The 26,185-nt window shown below is 67.9% G+C and carries 22 protein-coding genes; 6 read left to right on the top strand and 16 right to left on the bottom strand.

Features of this window, described 5'->3' with window-relative positions:
• Nucleotides 1-35 precede the first annotated feature (35 nt).
• From ACZK0Z_RS09885 to ACZK0Z_RS09855, 7 genes are all read right to left on the bottom strand, one after another.
• Complete coding sequence (locus tag ACZK0Z_RS09885) at nt 36-1,685, bottom strand: MFS transporter (RefSeq protein WP_049427780.1); 1,650 nt, start codon at nt 1,683-1,685, stop codon at nt 36-38.
• Nucleotides 1,679-2,962 (bottom strand): alginate export family protein, encoded by a 1,284-nt coding sequence (locus ACZK0Z_RS09880; RefSeq protein WP_049427782.1) that lies wholly within the window; start codon nt 2,960-2,962, stop codon nt 1,679-1,681. Before ACZK0Z_RS09880 ends, ACZK0Z_RS09885 begins: the two co-directional genes overlap by 7 nt.
• Nucleotides 2,941-4,788 carry an amidohydrolase gene (locus ACZK0Z_RS09875; protein WP_197632255.1) on the bottom strand — a complete coding sequence of 616 codons (1,848 nt, stop codon included), beginning with the start codon at nt 4,786-4,788 and terminating at the stop codon, nt 2,941-2,943. The genes ACZK0Z_RS09880 and ACZK0Z_RS09875 overlap by 22 nt, the downstream gene beginning before the upstream one ends.
• Before the next feature lie 119 nt (nt 4,789-4,907).
• Nucleotides 4,908-5,333: a DoxX family protein gene (locus ACZK0Z_RS09870; RefSeq protein ID WP_197632227.1), complete on the bottom strand. Its 426-nt coding sequence runs from the start codon at nt 5,331-5,333 to the stop codon at nt 4,908-4,910.
• Nucleotides 5,334-5,335: 2 nt separating this feature from the next.
• Nucleotides 5,336-5,992: a hydrolase gene (locus ACZK0Z_RS09865; protein WP_049427787.1), complete on the bottom strand. Its 657-nt coding sequence runs from the start codon at nt 5,990-5,992 to the stop codon at nt 5,336-5,338.
• Nucleotides 5,989-6,432, bottom strand: a complete 444-nt coding sequence (locus ACZK0Z_RS09860; protein ID WP_053091927.1) for a helix-turn-helix transcriptional regulator — start codon at nt 6,430-6,432, stop codon at nt 5,989-5,991. The genes ACZK0Z_RS09865 and ACZK0Z_RS09860 overlap by 4 nt, the downstream gene beginning before the upstream one ends.
• Nucleotides 6,433-6,482: 50 nt before the next feature.
• Complete coding sequence (locus ACZK0Z_RS09855) at nt 6,483-6,815, bottom strand: hypothetical protein (protein WP_049427791.1); 333 nt, start codon at nt 6,813-6,815, stop codon at nt 6,483-6,485.
• Nucleotides 6,816-6,911: 96 nt separating this feature from the next.
• Between ACZK0Z_RS09855 and ACZK0Z_RS09850 the strand changes: the two genes are divergently transcribed.
• Together ACZK0Z_RS09850 and ACZK0Z_RS09845 are read left to right on the top strand one after the other, a co-directional pair.
• Nucleotides 6,912-9,941, top strand: coding sequence for a sensor histidine kinase (locus ACZK0Z_RS09850; protein WP_049427793.1), 3,030 nt, complete (start codon nt 6,912-6,914; stop codon nt 9,939-9,941).
• Nucleotides 9,934-10,587 carry a response regulator gene (locus tag ACZK0Z_RS09845; protein ID WP_049427795.1) on the top strand — a complete coding sequence of 218 codons (654 nt, stop codon included), beginning with the start codon at nt 9,934-9,936 and terminating at the stop codon, nt 10,585-10,587. The genes ACZK0Z_RS09850 and ACZK0Z_RS09845 overlap by 8 nt, the downstream gene beginning before the upstream one ends.
• Nucleotides 10,588-11,211: 624 nt before the next feature.
• On the opposite strand, the gene ACZK0Z_RS09840 is transcribed toward ACZK0Z_RS09845, so the two are convergent.
• Nucleotides 11,212-12,402: an MFS transporter gene (locus tag ACZK0Z_RS09840; protein WP_197632226.1), complete on the bottom strand. Its 1,191-nt coding sequence runs from the start codon at nt 12,400-12,402 to the stop codon at nt 11,212-11,214.
• Nucleotides 12,403-12,495: 93 nt separating this feature from the next.
• Between ACZK0Z_RS09840 and ACZK0Z_RS09835 the strand changes: the two genes are divergently transcribed.
• Nucleotides 12,496-13,425 (top strand): LysR family transcriptional regulator, encoded by a 930-nt coding sequence (locus tag ACZK0Z_RS09835; protein WP_197632225.1) that lies wholly within the window; start codon nt 12,496-12,498, stop codon nt 13,423-13,425.
• Between the two features lie 7 nt (nt 13,426-13,432).
• Here the strand turns inward: ACZK0Z_RS09835 and ACZK0Z_RS09830 are convergent, their stop codons facing one another.
• From ACZK0Z_RS09830 to ACZK0Z_RS09810, 5 genes are all read right to left on the bottom strand, one after another.
• A complete protein-coding gene (locus ACZK0Z_RS09830) occupies nt 13,433-14,755 on the bottom strand; it encodes an acyl-CoA thioesterase/bile acid-CoA:amino acid N-acyltransferase family protein (protein WP_197632224.1) in 1,323 nt (440 codons plus the stop codon).
• 97 nt (nt 14,756-14,852) lie between these two features.
• Nucleotides 14,853-15,584 (bottom strand): LytR/AlgR family response regulator transcription factor, encoded by a 732-nt coding sequence (locus ACZK0Z_RS09825; RefSeq protein ID WP_197632223.1) that lies wholly within the window; start codon nt 15,582-15,584, stop codon nt 14,853-14,855.
• Nucleotides 15,581-16,636, bottom strand: coding sequence for a sensor histidine kinase (locus ACZK0Z_RS09820; protein WP_414489311.1), 1,056 nt, complete (start codon nt 16,634-16,636; stop codon nt 15,581-15,583). Before ACZK0Z_RS09820 ends, ACZK0Z_RS09825 begins: the two co-directional genes overlap by 4 nt.
• A gap of 127 nt (nt 16,637-16,763) precedes the next feature.
• On the bottom strand, nt 16,764-18,221 hold the full coding sequence (locus ACZK0Z_RS09815) for an amidohydrolase family protein (protein ID WP_197632221.1): 1,458 nt from the start codon (nt 18,219-18,221) through the stop codon (nt 16,764-16,766).
• 52 nt (nt 18,222-18,273) lie between these two features.
• Nucleotides 18,274-18,975 (bottom strand): ankyrin repeat domain-containing protein, encoded by a 702-nt coding sequence (locus ACZK0Z_RS09810; protein WP_049429021.1) that lies wholly within the window; start codon nt 18,973-18,975, stop codon nt 18,274-18,276.
• A 122-nt stretch (nt 18,976-19,097) separates the two neighbouring features.
• Between ACZK0Z_RS09810 and ACZK0Z_RS09805 the strand changes: the two genes are divergently transcribed.
• Both ACZK0Z_RS09805 and ACZK0Z_RS09800 read left to right on the top strand, forming a co-directional pair.
• Nucleotides 19,098-19,979 (top strand): LysR substrate-binding domain-containing protein, encoded by an 882-nt coding sequence (locus ACZK0Z_RS09805; RefSeq protein WP_049429022.1) that lies wholly within the window; start codon nt 19,098-19,100, stop codon nt 19,977-19,979.
• Between the two features lie 215 nt (nt 19,980-20,194).
• Nucleotides 20,195-20,632, top strand: coding sequence for a DUF3806 domain-containing protein (locus ACZK0Z_RS09800; RefSeq protein ID WP_049429023.1), 438 nt, complete (start codon nt 20,195-20,197; stop codon nt 20,630-20,632).
• Nucleotides 20,633-20,682: 50 nt separating this feature from the next.
• On the opposite strand, the gene ACZK0Z_RS09795 is transcribed toward ACZK0Z_RS09800, so the two are convergent.
• Nucleotides 20,683-21,843, bottom strand: coding sequence for an amidohydrolase family protein (locus ACZK0Z_RS09795; protein ID WP_197632220.1), 1,161 nt, complete (start codon nt 21,841-21,843; stop codon nt 20,683-20,685).
• A 182-nt stretch (nt 21,844-22,025) separates the two neighbouring features.
• Between ACZK0Z_RS09795 and ACZK0Z_RS09790 the strand changes: the two genes are divergently transcribed.
• Nucleotides 22,026-22,667: a hypothetical protein gene (locus ACZK0Z_RS09790; protein WP_049429025.1), complete on the top strand. Its 642-nt coding sequence runs from the start codon at nt 22,026-22,028 to the stop codon at nt 22,665-22,667.
• A 34-nt stretch (nt 22,668-22,701) separates the two neighbouring features.
• Here the strand turns inward: ACZK0Z_RS09790 and ACZK0Z_RS09785 are convergent, their stop codons facing one another.
• A complete protein-coding gene (locus ACZK0Z_RS09785) occupies nt 22,702-23,055 on the bottom strand; it encodes a hypothetical protein (RefSeq protein ID WP_285310246.1) in 354 nt (117 codons plus the stop codon).
• A 230-nt stretch (nt 23,056-23,285) separates the two neighbouring features.
• Entirely contained in the window at nt 23,286-26,012 is a 2,727-nt protein-coding gene (locus tag ACZK0Z_RS09780) for a TonB-dependent receptor plug domain-containing protein (RefSeq protein ID WP_197632219.1), read from the bottom strand.
• Between the last annotated feature and the right edge of the window lie 173 nt (nt 26,013-26,185).

Raw genomic sequence — 26,185 nt, 5'->3', positions numbered from 1 at the left:
ACAGCCGGCCAGCGGCCGACTCTACCAAGGGCAGTTCAGATATCGCTGTGGTGGTGCGGGACCCCAGTCCTGGGCAGCGGATCGTGACCGCCCACGAAGTGACGCACCACCGGTGCGCGTTCACCGCGATGCAGCCCACGCAGCACTTCCTGGATCGCCTTGTCGTCGGCGGTGATGCGTTCGTGCTGGCGCAGGTGCTCCAGCCACGACGGGGTCACGAAATACTCCAGGTGGATGCCCGGACTGGCCACATCCTCGACCACGCCCCAGACCACGGCGCCATCGCGGCGGCGGATCGTGCCCAGGGCGCGCATCTGCGCCTGGAACGCGGCACGATCAGCATCGTCGATGCGGTACTCGATGGTGACCAGCACCGGGCCGCGATCGTTCGACACCGGCACCGACAGCTCTGGCGCTGGCCAGTGCCCGGCTGGACGCAGGTTCAGGTCTTCGGTACCGGCGATGCGCACGCGCCACACCAGCAATCCGCCGATCACCGCACCTGCGGCAGCCACCAGCAGCGCCAGCTCCGGCGAGGTGCGCTGAGCCAGCGCGCCCCAGCTCAGGCCACCGGCCGCCATGCCGGCGGAGAACACCATGATGTACAGCGCCAATGCACGCGCGCGTACCCACGCGGGTACCGCGGTCTGGGCGGCAATCTGCAGCGACGACAGCACGGTGATCCAGGCAAAACCGTTGATCAGCATCACCAATGGCAGCACGTACCAGCTGCGGGTCAGCGCCAGCCCGACCAGGCTCAGCGCAAGTGAGAGCGTGGCCAGCAGCACCAGCAGGTCACGATCCATCTGCGCGCGCAGCTTCGGCAGCAGCAAGGCACCGCCCACTGCACCCATGCCGATGCAGCCCAGCAGCATGCCGTACTGCCCCGCCCCACCCTGCATCTGCCCGCGTACCACCACCGGCAGCAGTGCATTCATCGCAGCAGCAAAGAAGAAGAACCCGACCGACTTGATCAGCACCGCCTGCAACCGCCCAGCGCGGCTGGCATAGCGCAGGCCCGCCTTGAGGCCGGCGCCGAAACCTTCCGGCGGCAGGCTGGACTGCTTCGGATCACGCTTCCAGCCCCACACCACGAACAGCATCGCAGCGAAGGTGATCGCGTTGAATCCGAACGCCCACACCGCACCTAGCTGGGCGACGATCACGCCACCGATGGCCGGGCCGATCGAGCGCGCGATGTTGATGCCGATCGAGTTCAATGCCACCGCCGAGGCAAGCATCGGCTGCGGCACCAGTTCGGACACGATCGCCGCCTGCGCCGGCATCGCCATCGCCGCACCGCAGCCCATGCAGAAGGTCAGCAGCACCAGCAGTTGCGGAGTCAGCATGTCCATCGCCGTCAGCGCGGCCATCACTGCCGCCACCAGCAGCATCCAGCCCTGGGTCGCCAACAGGTACCTGCGGCGATCGACGATGTCCGCCAGCGTTCCGGCCGCCAGCGCCAACAGCACGATCGGCACGGTGGTGGCCGACTGCACCAGCGCCACCATCAACGGCGAGCCGGTACGTTCGGCCATCACCCAGGCGGCGGCCACGTCATTGACCCAGGTGCCGATGTTGCTGGCCAGGATGGCCAGCCAGATCGAACGGAACATCCGGATCTTCAGCGGGGACCAGGCACCTGCGGCCTGTGCGGGGGGGTGCGAAGCGGTTGCGTTCACCATTGCCATGCTCCAACGATCGAGGCGAACAGCGTGTCCTGGCCACCGGCCTGCGTCAGTGCAGGTCCGGCGTCGACCCAGGCCAGCTGCAGCTGCCATTGCCAGTGTTCGCTGGCCTGCCAGCGGGTTTCGGATTTGTACTGGGTGCCGATTCGGCGCCCACCACCGGCACTGCCCGGCAATGCCACCAGTGGTGCCGGCGTGGTGTAGACCGCATCTGCGCGACGATGCTTCCAGGCCATCTGTACGCCCAGCTCCGTCGTCACCGCGTCGTGCAGGCGCAGTGCCAGCGTAGGCTGCACGTCCATCAGGTTGGCGGGCGCCAACAGGCTGGCTTCGCTGAAGTAGGCCGATTTCGGGAACAACGCGTTGAAGGTACCCAATCGTCCATCGTGCAGGTTGCCATCGCCGCTGGCGATGTCGGCCTTCAGCCCCAGGCGCGGTTGCAGCGGCACATCGCTCCAGCGCCAGCCGGTATCGGTCGCCAGCGTCCAGGCGCGGATGTCGAGATTGCCGGCAGCGGTACGCAGTTCACCGCCCTGCACCACCAGCTCGCTGTTCCAGTCCAGCGAACCGGCCTGCCCGAACCAGCGCATGCCGAGTGTCTGCCGCCGCTCGTTGCCGGAGCCAGCGGCAAACCGCGCACCGTCGCGACGGTAATCCAGCAGGTACAGGTCCCATTGCCCAGGCCAGCGGCCGCGCGCTGTGGTGGCATACGCCCCCCACAGATGCGCCCCGGACTCACCGCGATCATCGAACGCCCCCGGCCGGTTCTCCACCGGTCGCAGGGCCATCAGGTCAAGCGTGCCGAACTGCCCCTTCCATCCTGCCCGTGCGCCATCGAAGGCCAACCGGATGTTCGGGCCATCGCGAACCGACAACAACCGTGAGCTTCCATAGCCGGCTTCCTGCCGCCCCAGCTGCATGTGGAAACCGCCACGTTGCCAACGCCAGTACGCCTGCTGCACGTCCAGCGCACTGCGGTCGGTGCGGCCAGGGCCACCGGCCCTGCCATTTTCGCCGTGGACACCCAGCTGCACTTTCACCTGCCAGTCATCGCGGGCATAGGTGGCCGACGCCAACGCACGCAGCAGGCCATAGCCATCCTCGCTGCCGCCGATGCCGAACCGGGTCGGGTCGTAGTACAGACCGCGCACGCGCAGCGACGCGTCCCATTGCAGCTGGCCGTCGCCTGCTTCGGTGCAACGGCCACCTTCGCAGGCCAGCGCCAGTGTCGGCACAACCAGCAGCGCCAGGCTCAGAACGCGAAGCACGAGCATCCCATCGCGCCCCAGAACGCGGTCAGATCGTCGGTGGGTGCCGCGTGCTGCGCGGCATGCCCGTGCGCGCCGTGGGTGCTGCAGGCCACGCCGTGATGGTGGCGATGTGCAGCTGCCAAGCCGGTGGCGGCGCCCCCGACATGGTAGCCACCGAACCTGTTGACCGGCGACCAGCTGGGCATCGCCGGCGGCAGCTGCGGCGCCAGGCCTGCGTAGTCGCCGTCGGCATGCACGATGCGGCCACCAACCACGGTCAGCAGGCTGGTGATGTCGGCGATCTGCGCGTCGTCGACGCGGAAGAAGTCGGCCGAGAGCAGGATGAAGTCGGCCAGCTGGCCGGCTTTCAGGGTGCCCTTCACCGCCTCGTCGCCGGAGAACCAGGCACTGCCCTGGGTCCACAGGCGCAGCGCCTGCTCGCGTTCAAGCAGGTTTTCCTCGCCATACAGGGCCAGGCCACCGATGGTGCGCCCGGTCACCAGCCAGGACAGCGCCACCCATGGGTTGTAGCTGGCCACGCGCGTGGCATCGGTGCCCGCACCCACCGGCACGCCCTCGGCCAACATCCGCTTCACCGGCGGCGTGTGCCGCGCGGCCTGCACACCGTAGCGCTCGACGAAGGCTTCGCCCTGGTAGGCCATGCGGTGCTGCACGGCAATACCGCCACCCAGCGCACGGATGCGTTCGATGTTGCGCGGGGTGATGGTCTCGGCGTGGTCGATGAACCAGTGCAGGCCATCGAACGGCACCTCACGGTTGACCTGTTCGTAGACATCGAGGATGCGGGTGATGCTCTCGTCGTAGGTGGCGTGGATGCGGAACGGCCAGCGCTTCTCCACAAGCAGCTTCACCACGTCATGCAGTTCTGGCTCAAGCTCCGGCGGCAGTTCCGGGCGGGGCTCGTTGAACAGTTCGAAGTCGGCGGCCGAGAACACCAGCATCTCGCCGGCACCGTTGTGGCGCAGCAGGTCATCGCCCTGGCGCGGCTGCAGGATCTCGCTCCAGCCGCGGAAGTCATCCACTTCCTTGCCCTTGTTCTGGGTGAACAGGTTGTAGGCAATGCGCACCGTCAGCTGGTCATCGCGGTGAAGCTGCTCGATGACTTGGTAGTCCTCGGGATAGTTCTGGAAACCGCCGCCGGCGTCGATCACCGAGGTGATGCCGAGACGGTTCAGTTCACGCATGAAGTGGCGCGTTGAGTTGGCCTGGTACTCGATCGGCAGGCGCGGGCCCTTGGCCAGCGTCGCGTACAGGATCAGCGCATTGGGTTTGGCCAGCAGCAGCCCGGTCGGGTTGCCCAGCGAATCACGCACGATCTGCCCGCCCGGCGGATCGGGAGTGTCCTTGTTGTAACCACAGGCGCGCAGCGCGGCGCGGTTGAGCAGCGCGCGGTCATACAGGTGCAGCAGGAACACCGGCGTATCCGGTGCGATGTCGTTGAGCTCCTGCAGGGTCGGCAGGCGCTTCTCGTTGAATTGCGTGGCAGTGAAGCCACCGACCACGCGCACCCACTGCGGCGCTGGCGTGCGATCGACCTGGGCCTTCAGCATCGCCATCGCATCGGCCAGCGAGCGCAGGCCATCCCAGCGCAGTTCCAGGTTGTAGTTCAGGCCGCCACGGATCAGATGGGTATGGCTGTCGTTGAGGCCGGGCAGCAGGCGCCGGCCCTGGGCGTCGATCAAGGTCGCTTCATTGCCCCAGCCACGCGTGATCTCCTCGTCGCTGCCGACGGCGACGATGCGGCCTTCCTGCACGGCCAGCGCCTGTGCATGCGGCTGCTGCGGATCGAGCGTGGTGATGCGGGCATTGCGGATGACCAGCGTGCTCATGCGACGCTCCTTGGAAGTGGAATCGAGTGCGGCAGCGGCGCGGCCGGCCAGGCCGAGCGCTACAGCAGCGCCGCTGGCCAACACCACGTTGCGGCGGCCGGGATCGAGGGGATCGTGACTCATGCGAAATCTCCCGGAAGATGTTGGCCGTCCAGCGCCCAGGCGCCAGGCCCGGCCAGGGCGAGGGCCAGCAATACTGCCGTCCACATCAACGGGTACTCCGTGCCGCCGCGCATCCAGAACCAGCCCTTGGGCAGGGCCAGCAGTACGGTGAAGCCGATGAAGGCCGCTGCCGCCAGCGCGGCAATGCGGGTCTGCCAGCCAAGCAGCACGGCCAGGCCGGACGCCACCTGTGTCAACGCCAGCAGCAGCGGCAACGGCGCTGCCGATGGCAACCCGAAGCCGCGCAGTTCGGTGCCGAAACCGGACAACCCCGGACCACCGAACCAGCCGAACAGCTTGCCCAGTGCGTGCGGCAGCAGGAAGCCTCCTGCCGCCACGCGCAGCATCAGCAGGGCCAGGTCGAGGCCATGGCCGGCCAGCATGCTCAGTGCCCGCCTTCCTGCGCGCCGAACATGCGCTTGGCGTACTGGATGCCGATGCCGTAGCCACCCGCATGATCGCGCGCGATGCCGGTGGTCAGATCGTAGGTTTCACCGCGTGCCCAGTCGCGCTGCAGCTCCAGCAGGTACTGCACGCTGGTCATCGGCACCGCACCGGCCTGCACCATGCGGGTGATCGCGCGCTCGTGCGCTTCCTCGCTGACGTCGCCGCAGGCATCGGTGATCACATGGACCTCGAAGCCCTGCGCCAGTGCCGACAGGGCCGGGCCCACGATGCAGACACTGGTCCACAGCCCGGCCATCACCAGCCGACGCTTGCCGATGCGGTTGATCTCGTCGATCACCGGCTGGTCTTCCCAGGTGTTCATCGAGGTGCGGTCGAACACACGCTGGCCCGGGAAGATCGCAGGCAGTTCCGGGAACATCGGGCCGGAGAACGAGGCTTCGGCCACCGTGGTCAACAGCACCGGTACGTTGAAGCCCTTGGCGCCCTTGCCGATCAGCGCCACGTTGTTGCGCAGCGCGGAGATGTCGATGGTATGGGTGGCAAAGGCCATCTGCGACTGGAAGTCGATCAGTACCAGCGCATGGTCGGTCGGTGACAGCAGGGAAGGAGCGGGCGTGGCGGTTGCAAGGTTCATGCGTGGACTCCGTTGGAATCAAGGTCTGGGGGAAGCAGGAGGGCGGCATCACCGGCCAGGTACTGGCCGGGACTGCAGCCCGTCTCTGCGCGGAAGCTGCGGACGAAATGACTCTGGTCAAAGAAGCCCAGCTGCTGCGCCAGGCAGGACATCGGCAGATGCTGGGCCGACAACAGCTGGCGCGCACGTTCGATACGGCGGCGGCGTACATAGCGCAGCGGGCTGGCGCCGGTACCGCTGCGGAACAGGCGCACCAGATGGAAGCGACTGACGCAGGCGGCGGCCGCCAGTTCGGTGACCCGCAGCGGCTGTGACAGGTGTTCATCGACATAGCGCAGAGCGCGCTGCAACGCGGCGGCCTGCTGCGGTGCCAGCGACGCGGCGGGGGGGGCAGGTGGAAGGACGGTGGCCATCGAGGACGCCGTGAGGGGGTGGCCCATGGTGCGGCGCGTGCGCGCGATGCCCTACCCCCGTCGGTCGAGGCCAGCACCTACCCGAATGGGGGAGGCCGACGGCCGAGCAGACGGCGCCCGAACAACCGCGCATCCACTGAATAGGCGCCAGGACCAAGCATCAACAGCGCTAACGGCAGCACCACCTGTGGCCACGGAGCCTGCTGCACGAGCATGCCCACGGCCGCTATCGGCACCGCCAGTGGCGTCAATACACCCAGCATGAGCATCGGCACTGCCAGCAGGCACAGCGCCGACCACCCACCCGCATGCGTGCCGGGCATGCACAGTGCCGCAGACAGGCACAACCGCAGCCACAGCAGACCGACGCCCGGGCCACGATCGGGAAACATCACGAACAGGCGCTGCATGGCCGGGCTCCGGGGAACATGTCGGCGTGATAGCCGACCGGGGCGCCGGGCGCCTACCCCGTTCGGGTCACCCGGGACTGCCCCGCACCTGCCAGAATGCGCGCCATGCGAGGCTGCCCCTTCCCGTTCCTGCGTCGCCTGCCGACGCTGCTGACGTGCCTGCTGCTGTTGACCGCCCTGCCCGCTCTTGCCGTGCAGCGCCCGCCAGTGAGCGGCGGGCTGCCCGATTACGAGCACACCGCCTGGCGCGTCGGCCAGGGCGCTCCAGGCGACATCTGGGACATCAGCCAGGACCGCGACGGCCTGCTGTGGCTGGCCACGGGCTCGGGCCTGTACCGCTTCGATGGCCGTCGTTTCGAACGGCAGGCGGCGCCCGTCGACAACCAGTTCCCGTCCACCAACATGGTCACGCTGGCACAGGGCCGCGATGGCGCCCTGTGGATCGGCTACTTCCAGGCCGGCATCAGCCGGTTCGCGCAGGGGCGGCTGCACAGCTACGGCCACGAGCAAGGGGTGCCGGTCGGCGTGGTCCCGCACTTCAGCCAGGATCGCGAGGGCCAGCTGTGGGCGGCGATCAATGGCGGACTGCGCCGCTTTGACGGACAACGCTGGCAGCCACTGCCGGCCGCTGCCGGCCTGCCCGAGCGCCGAGTGCAGTGGGTGCTGCACGACAGCCGGGGCAGGTTCTGGGTACTGGCCGACCTGAAGATCTGGATGCGTGCGCCCGGTCAGCCCGCGTTCGAAGACACCGGCATCGCCGTCTCGCAGATGGCAACGCTTGCTGAAAGCCCGCAGGGTGAAGTGTGGCTGGCCGACCGGGTGCGCGGCACCTCCCCCCTGGCCAACGCGCAGGGCCTGTTGGCGGCTGGCGAACGTGAAGCGCGGCGTCTTCCGGAACTGGTTGCTGCGCGCCTGCAGTTCACTGCCGATGGCGCGCTGTGGGCCACGATGAGCCCGCACGGCGGCGTCGCCCGCATCACCTTCGACGGCACCCGGGCCGTGCGCATGGAGCGCTTCGATTCACCGCACGGACTGACCGCCACCTCGGCGGTGCCGATCATCGTCGATCGCGAAGGCAATCTCTGGGTTGGCACCAATCTCGGCCTCAACCGCTTCCGCGCACGCAGCGTGCACACCCTGGCGGTTGGCCCGAGTGATCCCTACCGCTCGCTGGTGCGGGCCAGCGATGGCCGCGTGTATGGCTACGGCGAAGACCTCAAGCCGTACGACCTGGGACGTACCCTGCTGGATGGCAGCGCCATGCAACTGCAGTCCGCCGCACGCCAGGCAGCCACGCCAATCTGGCAGTTCGACTGGGTCAATCTTGCGCGCACGGTCGCCGGCCGTACCTCGTTGATCCCGCTGCCGGCGCCGTTCACCGGGCAACCGCTGCATGCGCTGCTGTTCCCCGACGACGCGCAGGCCTGGGTGTGCACCGGCGAACGCGGGGTGCTGCACTACCAGCTCGGCCAGTGGCAGCGCGAGATCCGCCTGCCCGAGCAGGCCTGCTCGTCGCTGGCGCTGGATGCCCAAGGCCAGCTGCTGCTTGGCTATGCCGACGGCCGCCTGCGCCGGATGAGTGCGAACCGCATCGAGAACTTCGATGCCAGCCAGGGCCTGTCGGTGGGGCCGATCACGGCGATGCTGCATCACCAGGACCTGCTGCTGGTCGCCGGCGAAGCCGGGCTGGCCGCTCGCATCGGCGAGGGACGTTTCACCGCGGTACGCACCGATATGGCTGGGGTGCTCGAAGGCATCACCGGCATGGTCGCCGATGCGCACGGGCACCTGTGGCTGAATGGAAGCCGTGGCCTGGTAAGGCTGGAAAGCAACCTGCTGCGCCGCGCACTGCGCTCGGGATCGCAGGTTGCGCCGCGCCTGTTCGATGCCGTGGACGGCATGCCGGGTATCGCCCTGCAGAGCGGGCCGATCTCCACGGCTGTCCTGGCCGACGATGGCCTGTTGTGGCTGGCCACCAACCAGGGCCTGGCCTGGCTGGACACCCACCGTTCGCACATCAATGCGATGGCCCCCAGCGTGCGCATCGGTGACGTGCTGTACGGCAGCGAGCAGCAGCCCCTGCGGGACGGTCTGCGCCTGCCGGCCGGCACCAGCCAGCTGCAGATTGATTATGTGGCCCTGTCCCTGGCCCGCCCGGAGCGCAACCGCTACCGCTACCGCCTGTCCGGCGTCGATGATGGCTGGCAGGACGCCGGCAGCAGCACGCGCGCGTACTACACCAACCTGGCGCCGGGCAGTTACCGCTTCGAAGTGGAAGCGGCAAATGAAGACGGCATCTGGAGTACGGCGCCGGCCAGCCGCAGCTTCCGTATCGCGCCCACCTTCATGCAGACCGTGTGGTTCAAGCTGCTGTGCGCAGCCGCGATACTCGCGCTGCTGGTGATGGCGGTACGCATCCGCAGCGGGCAGCTGGCCGCGCTGTTCCGCGCGCGCCTGCAGGAACGCAACGGCGAGCGCGAACGCATCGCGCGCGACCTGCACGACACCCTGCTGCAGGGAAGCCAGGGCCTGATCCTGCGCCTGCACGCGATCAGCCAGTCACCCCAGACCCCGGAGCCGGTACGCGGCCAGCTGGAGTCAGCGATGCAACTGGCCGAACGCAATCTGGCCGAGGGTCGCGAGCGGGTCAATGCGCTGCGCGAGGGGCCGTTCGCGGGTCGCGACCTCGCTTCGGCACTGGCCGATGTGCATGCCGAGTACGCCGGGCACGGTACCAATCCGTTGCGCCTGACCGTGGAAGGTGCGCTGCCGCCGCTGCAGAGCGATGCCGCCGAGGAAGTGTTCCTGATCGGACGCGAGGCGATCCGCAATGCGCTGCGCCATGCCAATGCCAGCGCGATCGAAGTGGAGCTGTCCTACGGCACGCGCTGCTTCCTGCTGCACGTGCGGGATGACGGTGTCGGCATCACCGATGAAGACGCTGGGCACGGCCATTGGGGACTGCAGGGGATGCGCGAGCGTGCACAGCGGCTCGGTGCCGAGCTGCAGCTGTGGACCCGCCCCGGACTGGGTACGGAAGTAGCGCTGGCGGTTCCCGCGCGGCGCCTGTATCACCGCCGCCCCTCACGTTGGCGCTGGCCCTGGAGTAAAGCAAACCATGACTGAGAACCCTGCCCCGATCGGCGTGCTGGTGGTCGACGACCACCCGTTGCTGCGTGACGGCCTGGCGGCGCTGCTGGGCGCCCATTCCGACCTGCGCCTGCTCGGCGAGGCCGCCGATGGCGAGGAAGCCATCGCACGCTACCAGCAGCTGCAGCCGGACGTGGTGCTGATGGACCTGCAGATGCCACGCCTGGATGGCGTCGAAGCAATCGTGCGGATCCGCGCGATGGACCCGCGTGCGCGCATCATCGTGCTGACCACCTACCGCGGCGATGTGCGCGCGGTGCGGGCGCTGCAGGCCGGCGCCAGCGCCTACCTGCTTAAGGACATGCTGCGCCACGAGCTGGTCGACACCATTCGCATGGTCGCCGGCGGCCGGCGCGCACCGATTCCCCCGGCGGTGGCCGCCAGCATCGCCGCGCACGTGGTGGAAGACCGCTTGTCGCCCCGCGAGACCGAGGTACTGCGTCATGTCGCCGGCGGGCTGTCGAACAAGCGCATCGGCGAGCGCATGCAGATTTCCGAGCAGACCGTAAAGGCGCACATGAAGAGCCTGATGGACAAGCTCGGCGTCGGTGACCGCACGCATGCGGTCACCCAGGCACTGCGGCGCGGCATCATCAGCCTGGACGACAGCGGTCACGATTAGGGGGTTGTTCGGCAGGGCCTGCGGCCCTGCACCTGCTGGAAGCCGGAGCAACAGCAACAGCTGAAGCAAAAGCGGACTCCTGTGGGCAGGCGGGGTGGGTCCGGTTGCGGAGGCGCTGCAAGTACGTCCATGTAAGCTCGGTCGCCGCTTGCTCGTGTGCGCAGTCCCGCGCACACGGCAAGACCGGGGTTGGGCGTCCTGCCAAACCCGCCCGAGGCATGCCTCGGGCCCATGCGGCTCACGCCCCCCGCAAACGGACCCACCCCGCCTTCGACAGATCTCTGCGGGCTGTCGGTACGGCATATTGCCCTGGTGGGTGTCGACCTTGGTCGACACAGTAGATCCGCGCCATGCGTGGATGACTCATTCGATATCTGACAGAGGTGTCGACCAAGGTCGACACCCACCAACAGCCGCGAGAATCTGTCAGAGGTGGGACGGTGTCGGAGTGCGGGGTGTCGGCCGCATGGATGCGGCTGCCAAGCCTACACGGACGTACTTGCGGCGTCCCCGCACTCCGACACCGCCCCACCATCCCACGGAATCCACGCTGTTGATGTTGATGTTGCTGTGGCTCCGGCTCCCAGCAGGTGCAGGGCTGCAAGCCCTGCCGAACGCCCCCCCTTACTTCAAACGCAGCAGCAGGCTGCCGCCCGCACACACCACCGCCACCCAGGCCACGCCGTGCCATCCCCACTGCGCCAGCGCCAGGCTGCCCAGCGCGCCACCTGCCGCCATACCGATGAACATGCCAGTGAACAGCAGCGCATTGAGGCGACTGCGTGCCGGCGGCACCAGGCCGTAGACCAGCGTCTGGTGCGCCACCAGCGCCGACTGGAACCCGAAGTCGAACAGCAGCGCGCTCACCACCAGCAGCGGCAGCAGCGCGACGGCCGGCAGCCAGGTCTCGGCCAGCAGCAGGCCGAAACCCAGCAGCGCCACCGCGATCGCCAGCCGCGCCACCGCGTGGCACCCCAATCGATCGGCGAAGCGGCCGGCGAACGGTGCGGCCAGCGCACCGGCCGCACCGGCGATGCCGAATGCACCCGCTGCGGCACTACCCAGCCCCAACCGTGCATGCAGCATCAGCGCCAGGGTCGACCAGAACGCGCTGAAGCCCACCGCCAGCAACGACTGGCTGGCCACCGCACGGCGCAGCTGCGGCTGCTCGCGCCACAACGCCAGCAACGAACCCAACAATGCCGGATAGCGCAGCGTGCTGGTCGGTGCAAAACGCGGCAGCGCACGCGCCATCACCGCGCCCATCGCCGCCACCGACAACGCAGCCAGCACGAACTGGGTACGCCAGCCCCACGCCTCGGCCACCACGCCACTGACCACCCGTGACAGCAGGATGCCAAGCAACAGGCCGGTCATCACCCGGCCGACGATCTGCCCGCGCTGCGCATCCGGCGCCAGCACCGCAGCGGCCGGCACGATGTCCTGCGCCAGCGTGGCCATCAGCCCCACCAGCAGGCTGGCCATCAGCAGGCCCGGCAGGTGCCCGGCCATCGCTGCCGCGCCCAGTGCCAGCGCCAGCAGCGCGGATTTCAACAGGATCAGGGTACGGCGGTCGAAACGGTCACCCAACGGTGCCAGCAGCAGGATGCCCAGCGCATACCCCAGCTGGGTCAGGGTCGGCACCAGGCCGGCCGCGCGCTCCCCCGCGCCGAGATCCTGGGCGATCAGGCCCAGCATCGGTTGGCTGTAGTAGAGCGAGGCCACAGAGAAGCCGGCACCGGCCGCCATCGCCAGCACCAATGGGGTGGAAGGCGCGGTCGCGGGTGCGGCGACGGACAGCGAGGGGGTAGACATGGGGAAGTCCGGTGGAGGAAGTGGGCGTATCGTGCCGATATTCACCCAACGTCTGTAGCAGGCTGATTCGCATACCCTTCATACGCTCTGCGCATGACAGACCTCGCCACCGGCGCCGATCGCCTGGACTTGCTGCGTACCTTCCTGCGCATCGTCGATGCCGGCAGCCTGTCGGCCGCAGCCGTGCAGCTGGGAACCACCCAGCCCACCGTCAGCCGCCGCCTGCAGGCACTGGAGCGGCAGCTGGGCCTGCGCCTGCTGCGGCGCTCCACCCATGGCCTGCAACTGACCGAGGACGGGCTGCGCTGCCAGCGTCATGCGCAGCGCGTGGTCGACGAATGGGAGTCGCTGCAGGCCGAACTCCAGGGCGAACCAGAAACGCTGCGCGGACGCCTGCGGGTGATGGTGCCGCACGCCTTTGGCCAGGCGCAGCTGCTGCCGACCATGCTCGCATTCCTCGCCGAGCACCCGCAGCTGAGCCTGGAGTGGATCCTTGAAGATCGTCGCCCGGATTTCATCGCAGAAGGCATCGACTGCGCGGTGCGGGTGGGCCCTGTCGACGAGCCGCGCATGGTGGCACTGCCACTGGCCGAGGTGCCGCGCATCGTCGTAGCGGCGCCGTCGCTGGTGCAGGACACTGCGGTGAGTACGCCGGAACAGGCGCAGTCCCTACCGTGGATCTCGCTGGTCACCTACTACCGCGAACGCCTGCTGCTGCACGACGCGCAGGGGCGTGCGCACACCCTTTCGATCAGCCCACGCCTGCTCAGCGACAACCTGTTCGTGGTGCAGCAGGCTGCACGCGCCGGGCTGGGCGCGGCGGTGGTCTCGGCCTGGCTGGTTGCCGAGGACCTGGCACAAGGGCGCCTGGTGCAGCTGCTGCCGGACTGGCAGGCGCCGGCACTGCCGGTACACGTCGTGTTTCCTGCCGCGCGCCAGCAGCCGCCACGGCTGCGCGCCTTCATCGAAGCGATGAAGGCCGCACTTCCGCAGTTGCACGGCATGCGGCCGGCAACGCATTAGCACCCGCTCACAACGCCTCGGCCAGGAACGCCAGCACGGCCGGGCCCACTTCACGGTCGGCGCGCGCATGGCCTTCGGCGGTGCCCCCGACTTCAAGGAACGGACCCACGTCATGGCGATGGGAGCTCGGCTGAAGAATCGGCGTGATCAGATGCCCCGCATCGGGGTAGTAGAGGAACCGGTCGCGATCACCTCGCCCTGCTTCGGCCAACCGACGCTGGGCAACGGCCATCATCACGCCGGAGTCGCCCAGGCGGTCATCGCCGCCTCCCACCCACAATGTCCGTGCAGCGATCGTTTCGATCGGCAGCATCGCCGCCTGCAATGCAGGCGCCCACTGCGGCCCCGGCCGTCCCCAGTCCACATCCTCCCGATACGGCAGCCACGCCAGCGGTTTGCCCTGCCAACTCAGGGGTGAGCGATCCACGGCCCTGAAATCGGCCGGGGCAACGTCGCGCGCAATGCCACGGAACGGAGCCGGGCTGCCAACCCAGGACACCGCCGCGCGCAGCGTGGGCAGATGGACGGCGGTGGCCATGGTTGCGATCCCGCCCCAGGAACCGCCCAGCAGACCGACCCGCTGCGGATCCACGCCAGGCTGCCGCTGAAGCCAGTGCACCGCATCACGAACGGTCTCCAGCGGCACGTCAATCAGATCCTTGGGCACACCGGGCCCGCGATACCACGCAATCGACACGGCGATGTAGCCGTTGCTGGCCAACCAGGCGGCGTACTGGTCGCCGCCCTCGAAGCCGCCTTCCGCGCCACCCAGCGTCACCAGCGCCGGCCCTCGTGTCCGGGCGGGCCTGTCCGCTGGCAGGTACAGACGCGCCTCGCGCCCGCCGATATCGACCCGTTGCACCCGCACCCCAGGCAGCATCAGGTGACGTTGCAGGGTCTGCCGTGCAACGACCGAACCGGCCCGCTCAACCTCCAGTTCGAACGTCTGCGGCAGGAAGCCCATGCCATCGGCCGCGCGTCGCCAATTCAGCGGCATTGCACTGGCGCGCCTCTGCTGCGGCTGCATCGACCAGATCAGTCCGCCCGCATCGATGCCCCGGTAGCTGCCCTGCTCCGATCCGCTGCCGGTGGTATCGACCTGGCCACGCAGATCGGCACGCAGCACGGCCTCTGACTGCCAGCGCTGGCCCCGGCTGTCCTGCATCGACAGGCGCAGGCGCACCGTCTCGGCGACGGCAAGGCCCTCGACCTTGATCACCGGAATACGATCGGCACGCCCGTGCTGGTCATCAACCTCAACGCGGACATCGGCCATCGCCGGAATCGCCAGCGCACTCAGCAACCATCCCCACCCCGCTCGTTTCCGCATGTCCTGCCCTCGTCCGCAAAAGGGAGAGGGTGCCCGGAGGGAGCGGCATGTACCGCAGGAACCGGCGTCGATGGTGCCAACCGTGCCGCGGCTGGCCTCAACGGTGTTTCAGCCGCGCGTCCAGAGCGGACGCCAAGGCGGTGCGATAGCTGCGACTGACCGGCACCTGCGCGCCCCCGGCCAGCTCAAGCAGCGCATCCCCGTTGTGACGCTCGACCACGCCCTGCACGCGCAACGGATTGACCAGCACCGAGCGATGCACGCGCAGCAGGCCGCCCGGCGCCAGGCGCTCGGCCAACCGCGCGATCGTCTCGCGCAGCAGATGCAGGCGCTGCCCGACGTGGACACACGCATAGTGCCCGGCCATGTCGATGTAGTCGATCTGCGCCAACGGTACGTACTGTGTTCCACCCACCGCCGGCACGGCCAGAACCTGCGTATTGGCCTGCCCATCGTCGAGCAGCCCGGCCAGGCGACGCACCCGCGTGATCGCTTCCTGTAGTCGTGGCAGCGCGACCGGCTTGAGCAGATAGTCGGCCACCCCCAGCTCGAAAGCCTGCAGCGCATGCTGTGGCAGTGCGGTCACGAAGATGGTGTGCGCAGCCAGTGCAGGCTGCTGCGCCGGCAGTTCCCAGCCGCGGCCATCGGGCAGTACCAGATCCAGCAGCAACAGATCGAAGCGCCGCCCCTGCAGGTGCTTGCGTGCGTGGTCCAGCCTGGCCGCTTCAGCATCGACCCTGACCTGCGGAATGTGCGCCAGCAGCTCACGCAGGCGGTGACGCGCCAATGCCACGTCATCCACCAGCAGCACGCTCAACGGGCGCATCATGCCATCGGTTCCGGCAGGAACAGGCAGACTCTGTAGCCGCTGCCGCTGTGGCCGGCCTGCACATGGCCGCCGATCATCGCCAACCGGCGCTGCAGTGTGGCCAGGCCACTGCCGAGGCCTTCGTTGCGCGCAGGACGCAGGCAGGGATTGAACACGGCCACCTCCAACCCGCTACCCTGCACCTCCGCTTTCAGCTCGATCTGCAGACGAGGATCCCCCGCCTGCCAGCCACTATGCAGCACGGCGTTCTCGATCAGCGGCTGCAGCAGCAGCCCCGGCACCGGCCAGTGCAGGGCCTCGGCGCTGGCCTGCAGGTGCAGATGCAACGCCTCGTCATGCAACAGCGACTGCAGGGACACGTAATCCTGTACAGCGCCCAGCTCATCCGCCAGCGGACGTTGCGCCGGGCATTGCAGGGTGTCGCGCAGCAACGAGGACAACTGCACCAGGGCCGCGTCCGCCGCCAGTGGACGCAGCAGCGCCAGGCCACCGATGGCATTGAGTGCGTTGAACAGGAAATGGTGCTGGAGGTGTTGTCGCAGTGCGACCTCGCGGGCAAGTCGCAGGGCCTGCGATTGCGCGTTCAGCCGCTGCAACCAGGCCAGGCCGTGACCGGTACCGGCCACTGCGATGAAGGTGGGAAAGGCGAACAACGTGGTAACGCCGATTGCTCGGGCCACGTGGCGCGACGACGGCAGCGGCTGCGCCTGCCACAGCTGCAGCAGCAGATGGCCCAGCCCCCAGCCCAGCGCAGTCAATGCCGGTGTCAGCAGCAGGCCCAGCAACAACCAGCCGATCAGGGGGCGCCGTCCCGGCAAGGGCCAGCGCCAGCAGGCCGCCCACAGCGCTGGCGTCGCCAGCATCCAGGGCAGCTCGGCACCGACGATGAACAACGCCGCTGGAACCAGACCACCCGGTTGCTGGCTCAGGTGCACCGCCGGCACCGCGGTGGCGATCAGCAGCGCCCACAATCCCAGCATGACCACGCGTGGGCGCGGCAACGACAACGGTGCTTCGGGGGCAGGCAACACACAGGCGGGGGCAACGGACATGCACGGCGTCGAACGGGAACCGGCCACCATGCTAGGCGCTCATGCCCGATCCTTCCCGTGCCGGAAGCAAGGGCGTCGGTCGGGGTCGGATCCCTTTCCGAAGGAAAGGAATCCGACCCCGGGGGCATCAGTTGGCCTTGGCAGCCTCGGCATTCCACGCGGCCACCTTGGCCTTGGTATCAGCCAGCATCCTGTCCAGCGCGGCGCGGTCATACACGTTGCCGCGCAGGATCACGCTGTCGATCTTCTCGGTGGCGGCGATGTCCTGCAGCGGGTTGGCGGTCAGCAGTACCAGGTCGGCAGCCTTGCCCTGCGCGACACCACCATAGCGGTCCATCTGGCCGAACCAGGCCGGTCCGGAAAGGGTCGCCGCCGACAATGCCTGCGGCGCGCTCAGCCCTTCCTTCACGAACAGCTGCAGTTCCTGGTGCAGGGCGATGCCCGGGAAGTTGAACGAGTTGAGGAAGCCCGCATCGGTGCCGGCAATGATCGTCACGCCCGCCTCCTGCAGCAACGGCAGCACGGCCGCTACCTGGTGGTACTGCGCGTGGCGCGCTTCGATCTGTGCCGGCGTCGCCTTCGCTGCACGGTCCACGCGCCACTGGTAGGTCGCGCGCAGGCCCGGACCGATGTAGGCCAGGTACGGATCGTTGGCATGGTCGTCCTGGTCAAGGAAATCCAGGATGCGGCCACCGTTGAGGGTCGGGGTTACGAACACGCCGCGCTTGGCGAAATCACGGTAGGCGTGCATCGCGGTGTCCCGGTCGAAGCTGGCGTCGAGGCGGCGGTTGGCTTCGGCGCGGTCGATGCGGCCGGCGCCGAAGTCGGCGGCGATCTGCGCCTCGTCCCTGCTGCCGGCCTTGAACGCGTAGTCCAGGTGCTCGATCGAAGCCAGGCCGGCATCGACCGCCTGCTCCACCGTCAACGCCATCGGAATATGGCCCGACGCCTTGAAGCCCGCCTTGCGCGCCGCACTGGCCGAGTACAGGAACAGTTCCGGCTTCAGCGTGCTGTCGGTGATCTTCACGAAGTCGACCTTGTCGTGCTGCAGGCGAGTGATGGCCTTGTCGACATCGGCCTCACTGCCCACCTCGATGGTGCCCTTCCAGACCGGCTTGATGCCTTCGATCTTCGCGCCCGAACTGAGCAGGCGCGGGCCGAACAGCGTGCCCTTGGCGATCTCGCCACGCCACTGCAGCACCTGCCCGGGCAGGTCGCCTGAGCAGTCACGCACGGTGGTGATGCCGTGCGCGATGTACAGCGGCAGCAGCGCCTTGTTCTCCTCGATCAGCGCCGGGCCACCACCGAAGTGCACATGCATGTCCCACAGGCCGGGGATCAGGTACTTGCCCTTGGCGTCGATCTGGCGGGCGGCGCTCCACTGGCTGCGCAGCTGCGCGTCCGGGCCGACGGCGACGATGTCCTCGCCACGGATCACCACACTCTGCCCGGCCACGGTGCTGGCGTGCTCGACATCGACCACGGTGGCGTTGCGGATCAACAGGTCGGCGCGCTCGGCGGCAGAAGCCGACAGCGGTGCCACCGCAAGAAGGATGGCGAGGGACAACGGACGGGAACGGAACATGGACAGCATCCTGGTGGGCACGACCAGCGTGCGGGGTGGAAGGGGCTCTGTATCAGCGCGTTGCGCCGTGCTGGCGCAGCAGCGTTTCAATGTCGGTATAGCCGCGCTGACGGGCATGGGCCAGCGGTGTAACGCCATCACCGTCGGCCAGCTCCGGGTCGGCACCGGCCTCCAGCAGCAGCTGCACGATCTGTGCATGGCGCGCACCGCCGTCGCCGAGCAGGATCGCTTCCAGCAGCGCGGTCCAGTGCAGGCGGTTGACATGGTCCACCGCCACGCCGGCCCGCAGCAGCGTGCGCACGGTGGCGACATGGCCGCGCTCGGCGGCGGGAATCAGCGCGGTTCCGCCATAGCGGTTGGTGCTGCGAAGATCGGCACCATGCGCCAGGGTCATCGCCAGAATCTCGTCAAGGCCACGCGCGCCGGCGTACAGGTAGGCGCTGTCCTGCAGCGCATCCTTGGCGTTGACGTCGGCACCGGCCTCGATCAACTCGCGCGCGGCATCCACGTGGTTGCCATGGGTCGCCAGTAACAACGCGGAGCGGCCCTGGCCGTCACGCGCCTCCAGATCGGCCCCCTGCTCGATCGCCTCGCGTACGGCATCGGCGTCGCCACGGCTGGCGGCATCGCGCAGTCGGATCCCCCCATCAGCCTTGGGGGTCGCAGTGCAGGCAGGGGTGACCATGGCCAGAAGGCATAGCAGCAGCATGCGCGCCATAGGTGCGGGCCAGCGAAGGGAACGACGGAAGCGCATGGCAGTGTCTCCTCATGTCCGTCGCCACGGAACGCAGCGTGACGGTAGCAACAGCCGGGCATTGCCGGCCCCCGTCCCGCATGGTAGAAGTCGGCCTCGGTATCCAGAAGTGAAATGTTCAAATGCAAGACAGTTCCAAATCGAATAGAACTCTGTTCGAGCTGGACCTGCTTCGGGCGCTGGTGATGGTCGCCGACTGCGGCAGCTTCACCACGGCGGCCACGCGCCTGCATTCGACCCAGTCCACGGTCAGCCAGAAGGTACGCCGGCTGGAGGAACTGGCCGGGCATCGCCTGCTTGAGCGCGGCCACCGCGACGTGCACCCCACTGACGCCGGCCACACCCTGCTCGGCTACGCGCGGCGCATGCTGGATCTGAACGACGAAATGGCCCAAGCCCTGGCCGGCGCAACGGTGGAAACCGCCGTGCGCATCGGCGTGCCGGAGGACTTCGTCAACCCGCAGACCACCCGCATGCTGGCCGCTTTCAGCCGCCGCCACCCGCAGGTGAAGCTGGAGATCAGCAGCGGGCTGAGCCGTGACCTGGCGCACGGCTTCGACCACGGCGAGCTGGACCTGGTGCTGGTCAAGCAGCGCCGCAACAGCCGCCAGGCGGTGCATTGCCGGCGCGAGCCGATGCACTGGATCGACAGCCTGCGCAGCAGCTGCCTGCAGCAGGAGCCGCTGCCGCTGGTCACCTTCCCGCCGCGAGGGCTGTACCGCGACGAGATGATCCACGCCGTGGAGGCCTTGGGCCTGCGTTGGCGCATTGCCTTCACCAGTTCGTCGCTGAGTGGCATCCAGGGCGCGGTGGCCGATGGCATCGGCATCAGCCTGCTGCCGCGTCGCGCAGTCACCCGCGAGCACCGCATCATCGATGGCGAGCGTGACCTGCCGGTGATCGACAACTACGAGATCGGCCTGCTGCATCGTGCCGATGCCGATGATGCGGTGCGGGCACTGGCCAGCGAGCTGTGGCGGCAGGTACAGCACGAACCGGATTGACCACCGCACCTGAGGTGTTGCCGGCCGCTGGCCGGCAACCTCGACAGCCGCATTGCCTGGCGTGGGGTCAGATCCGTTTTCCTACGGAAAACGGATCTGACCCCATGTGCGTGGATCTCGCGCATTGATCATCGATATCTGATCAATCCTGCCGCACGGCAGGCATCATCGCCTCGTACAGTGCCCGTTGTTTCCGTGCTCCACGGCGCCTCGCCATGTCCGACCAACCCTCGACCCGCTTCGATCCCCTACCCGCGGCCCTGCAGACGCATCTGCAGCACCAGCGCTCGCTGATCGCCGCGCGCGTGGCTGTGGGCTTCCCGACGTTGCCGGTGCAGTGGCCGCTGGCGGCCACAACCCTGCAGCGCGTGGTCGATGCCGAGCTGATCGATCGTGACGACTGCGATGGCTGGGAAGCCCTGGGCGTCGCGTTCGGTGACACTCTGGCGCAACGCGTGCCTGGCCTGGCCTGGATGCAGGTCACCGATGCCTGGGGCATCGATGCAGTGCTGCGCTATGCCGACAGCAGCCTGCAGATCGGCGCCAGCACGCTGCTGCTCAAGCGCGTCGAACAGGGCGAGGTCATCGACATCGCACATCTGCTGGCATGGCTGGAAGAATTCGTCGCTACCCGCGCCGACGATTACGCCTGAATGCCGCCGGGCATGGCTCGGCGCTACAAGGGGGTTGGCGCGGCGTGGATCTACAGCCAGCGACCATCAACCACCACGCGGCGCTCCACCGGCACCGCAGCCACCGCGGCCGGGCCGTGGTCGGCGCGCACCGCCACGAACGTGGCCGGCAGGCCTTCGGCAATACCGTAGCGCGGCAGACCGATCACCTGCGCGGCATGGGTGGTGACCATGTCCAGCGCCAGCATCAGGTCGTCATCGGTGTAGAAGCCCGAGCGATAGCCGAGCAGCATCGCCCGCTGCAGCAGGTCGCCATTGCCATAGGGCCACCAGCAGTCGCGGATGTTGTCGTTGCCGGCGAACACGCGCACACCAGCATCATGCAGCGCGCGCAGCGGTGGGAATGGATGATCGCCGGGTGCATTGCTCATGATTGCCACGCCGGCCGTGGCAAGCGCTTCGCCCACCTGCAGCGCGCGCGCCAGAGGCACCTCGCCCAACGAATAGGCATGGCTGACAGCAACGCGCCCCCGTAGACCGGCAGCCCGGGTGCGCGCGGCAATGCGCAGCAACTGGGCCAGACCGGTCTCGCCCGGCTCATGCAGATGGATGTCCAATTGCACGCCATAGCGCTCGGCCAGGCCGAACAGCACTGCCAACTGGCCTTCGGCATCGCCATCGAGGGTGGTCGGATCAATTCCGCCCAGCACTTCCACGCCCGCCGCAATCGCCTGCTCCAGCACAGCGGCGGTGCCCGCACAGGACATCACGCCTGCCTGCGGGAACGCCACCAGCTGGATGCGCATGATGTCGGCGCAGCGCAGTGCTGCCTCGCGCACCGCTTCAAGGTGGCGCAGTCCGGTGCCGCCATCGATATCGACATGGCAGCGCATCGCCACCGTGCCGAAGCCGCTGCACTGGCGGATCAAGGCCTCGGCGCGATCCACCATCGGTGCTGCGCCGGCCACCGCCGCCTTTTCCACCGCCAACCGTTCACGCAGGCTGTTCACAGGCTGGTGTGGGTGCCACTGGTCACCGACGAAGCTCTTGTCCAGGTGGATATGGCCGTCCACCAGGCCGGGCAGGACCGCGAGACCCTCCAGGTCGATGCAATCCGCCCCATCAGCAGGCCTGTCATCTGCATTGAGGCCGCTGATGCGGCCATCACGGATATGGAAATGCAGTGGCATACCGTTGCGGTCCACACCGCCATGGACGAACTGGAGGGTCATCGGGAACTCCCGGAAAGCCAAGAATGGCGCCATCGTGCGCCTCGGCACAGCCATCGGCCAACGAAATATCTGGATGGCACACATTCACCAGAACGATGATTGCCCTGCGACAACCGGTCGCAGCCACGCCGTGCACACGCCTGAACGGGTACCATGGGCGCCTGTTTCCGCTGTGATGCCGCATGGGCCCGTCCGACCGCCACGATCGTCTCCGCCGCTGGCAGGCCGCGTCCCTGCTTGCCGCCGCCCCGATCGCCAGCCTGTCCGCCACCGATGCCGCGGCTGCCGCGCCGCTGCAGTCACCGCCCGGCCAGCAGCGCATCGCCCCTGCTGCACTGGTCGAGCGCCTGCACCAGCGCGTGCTGTCCGGGCAGAGCGCCACCGCCACTTTGGAACACTGGTGCGCCGAACACGGCCTGGCCGAACAGGCGCGGGTGCGCGCGGTGCGTGTGCACGGCCAGGACAAGCCGGCCCCGGCCGACGTACTGCAGGCACTGGGTGCGGCACCCGGCGCCGAGCTGCGCTACCGCCGCGTACAGCTGGTCTGTGGCAGCCGCGTCCTCTCCGAGGCCGACAACTGGTACCTGCCGGAGCATCTCAGCCCTGCCATGAACCAGGTGCTGGACAGCACCGACGAACCCTTCGGCCGTGTGGTTGGCCCGCTCGGCTTCCAGCGCCAGACCCTGGCCGACCAGACCTTCTGGCCGCCACGCGGCGAAGGCGACCACGGCGTGATCCTGGAGGTGCGCGCCCTGCTGCGCGACCGCCAGCAGCAGCCCTTCAGCTACGTCATCGAATCGTACCTGCAGCAGGCGCTGCCCTGACGCTGACGCTGGCACGCGGCGGGGCGCGACCGGATCACCGGCTCGAGATCGCGTTGGCTGACGGATCCACCGAGAATACGAAGCGCCCACCACGCTGGTCCCTGCCCCATGTCATCGGTGCCGTCGCCAGGCTGTAGACCGGGGCTGCCTTGTCCATGCCGATCGCCTCGGACCAGGCATTGAAATCGTCATCGGTACGGCTTCGGATCTCGCCGACACACAGGCTGTAGCCACAGGCAAAAGACACCAGCGTGCCGTCGCTGCCGATGAGCCGGGTCGCGGCCGTCCTGTAGAGCCTGGTCAGGTCCTGCACTTCCGGTTGGCCCGCCGCATCCCGCTCGAGCTGGCTGATCGCCTGCGCGAAGGCGTTGTCCGAGCCCAGGATCACGTCGCTCTTTTCCGCTGACAGTGCACCTTAGGTCGCAGCATCATCCACGCTGGCCGCCTGCTTGCTGCTGCAACCGGCAATGGCCAGCACGGCAATCACGCTCCACACCCTGACATCCATGCGCATCCTCCTCCGGGTAGCGCCACAGCATGCCATGCGCGCAGTGGCAGCACCGGTGCGGTGCACAAAGAAAAGCCCGGCATTGCCGGGCCTTTCATTCGCCTGCCGGTTCAACGGAACCGGTAATCCAGCTGCACCCAGTACTGGCGGCCGTACGGGTCGTAGTTGCCAACAGGGTAGAACGGCCAGCCGCCTCCGTTCTTGTCCGCCGGCGGGCGGCTGTCACGCAGGTTGTTGACGATCACGCCCACCGACAGGTTCTCGCCGAACTGGCGGAAGACACTGGCGTTGTAGGTCATGTACGGCGCGATGCGGCCACTGCCATCGGTCTTCGGCAGTGAGCCGAAACGATTGCCGTACAGGGTGGTGGTCCAGTCGCCCTGGTTCCAGGTGATGCTGCCGTTGGCCTTGCTGCGCCACTGGTAGTCATCCAGCGAATTGCGGATGTCGCGCTCGGGGTCGTCGGAGAACTGCCGGTACGTGTGCTCCAGCACCAGCGTGTAGGCCAGGCGCGTGGTGAAGTGGCCATAGCGACCGGCATCGAAACGCCAGTTGCCCTTCAGGTCCAGACCGCGCACCGACTCGGAGGCGGCGTTGATCGGGTTGATCAGCACGCGGGTCACCTGGTCCGGCTGCACCGTGGCATTGGACGGATTACGGATCACCCGCGACAGCGCGTCCTGGCACAGCGGTGAGCCGATGTCACGCGCCTCACCACCCAGCGTTTTTCCCAACCGGCAATCGGCCTCGTCACGCAGGATGCGGCTGGTATCGAGGCTGGTCACCTCGTTGTCGATGCGGATGTCGTAGTAGTCGGCGCTGAAATCCAGGCCAGCCAGCGGCGACCAGACCACGCCGAAGCCATACGACTTGGCCGATTCCGGCTGCAGCTGCGGGTTGGCACGGTTGCTGTAGTCGATCGACAGGCCGTTGTAGTCACAGTTGTCGTACGACTGGCCTGCGGTGCGGCAGCGCCAGTAATCGGTCATGCCCGGGTTGTAGCCGCGGGTTTCGGTGGCGAATACGTAGTTCATGTCCGGCGCCCGGAAACTGGTCGCCGCCGTACCACGGATCAACAGGCTCTCGATCGGGCGGAACTCGACGCCGAAGCTCCAGGTCGCCTTGCCGATGTGCTCGCCGCCGGCACGATACTGATCATAGCGACCGGCCAGGGTGGTGGTCAGCGACTGCAGCAACGGCAGCTGCAGCTCCACGCCGGCGGCATAGCGGTCGCGCTCGCCCCCGGCACCGATGCCGGCGCTGGTGTTCCAGAACTCGCCGGTGCCCAGGTGCGGGTCCGGGCGGTTGCGGTAACCCTGGCTGCCGGCCTCGACCACCGCAGCCAGCGCGGCGTCGCCACCGGGCAGTGCGAACAACCGGCCGTTGACGCTGGCGCTGAAGGTCTGCAGCCACGCCGCGTTGCGGCTCTCCTGGTAGCCGGACAGGTCCTGGTACTCGTTCGGGCTCAGCGGCTGGAACAGGCGCGCCGGGTCCGGCGCATAGACCTCCACGCCATTGCGCACGCCCAGCTTCGGGCCCAGCAGGTATTCATTGATGCCGGCCAGCAGCACCGGGCGACGGGTGCGGTTTTCGTAGCGTGAGCGGCTGTAGACCGCTTCATAATCCCAGCCACTGTCACCGATCTGGCCGCGCGCGCCGACGTTGAACGACCAGGAATTTTCCAGGAAACGGTTGGCATTGCGCGGCAGGCCACCGATTTCCTCGGGTGCAAAGCGGCGGTACCAGCTTTCCAGGTTGCCGGTGGTCTGGTTGTAGAAGTAGTTGCGGGCCGAGGTCCAGGTGGGCGCACGGGTGTTGTTGGTGATGCGTGCGCTGCCCACGGCCAGATCGGCGAACAGGTCGGTGGTCTCGTTGACGTGGAAGGTCAGCAGGCCGTAGCCGTTGAGGTTGCGCTTCTCGGTCTGCACCGTCCAGTAGCTGGCGGTGGCCTCGTTGCTGCCGCAGTACCAGCCCTGACGCGGGTTGAAGGCGCGGAACACGCTGCCGCCATAGATGTCCGACGCCGCGTCGCAGCCACTCACGCCAGGATCGATGTTGCGGCCGGTGGCAGCATTGCGGCGATAGGCGATCGCGGTCGCCTGCGGCGCTTTGCCGGCCGGATCATCGTCCAGTGAATCCATGAAGTCGCGCTGGCGCGCGTGGATCGCCTTGCGCACGTCGAACTCGAAGCCGAACAGCGCATCCCAACGCTCGCCGGAACTGCCACCGACCACCTGCGCGCGCTGGTTGTCACCCCCGCCCTGCTGGGTGCCGCCGGCGCGCACATTCACGTCCACGCCTTCAAAGCGGTCCTTGAGGATGATGTTGACCACGCCGGCGATGGCATCGGAGCCATACACCGCCGACGCACCCGCGGCGAGCACCTCGATGCGCTCGATCAGGGCGCTGGGAATGTTGGCCAGGTTGACCACGTTCACCGAGCCCTCGTAGGCCAGCGGGTAGTCGGCCTGGCGGCGGCCGTTGACCAGCACCAGCGTGCGGTTCGGACCCAGCCCCCGCAGATTGATGGTGTTGGCCGCCGGAGTGAAGGTGTTGCCGAAGTCCTCGCCCTGCACGTTGCCGGTGTTTTCGGTCAGGGCGCTCAGCGCGTCGAACGCATTGCGGTAGCCCTGCGCGTCGATCTGCTCGCGGCTGATCACCGTCACCGGGGATGGCCCCTCGACGCTGGCGCGCGGAATGCGCGAGCCGGTGACCTTCACTTCCTGCAACGACGTGGGTGCGCTTTCCTGCGCGAAGGCCGGCAACGAGAGCAGCATCAGGGACGACAGCGCGAGCACCAGCGGACGCGGGCGCAGCGCCTTGTGAGAGGCAGACATGGGCTTCCTGGGGGAGTTGGGCGGGTGGTACGGGGTCGGAGGCCTGTGCGGCACATAACGATCCCGTAACGAAAGTGTCCTGAATGGGTGGTTTCAACGGAAATGACCAGCCCTGATGGACTTATGCCTGAACCGAATCAGGCTCCGCCCGCTGATCGTCGCGTTTTTGCAAT

The organism is Stenotrophomonas sp. 116085_Sma (assembly GCF_056479585.1).
The sequence above is the reverse complement of the archived record's forward strand: the minus strand, read 5'-3'. Positions and strand labels throughout refer to the sequence as shown.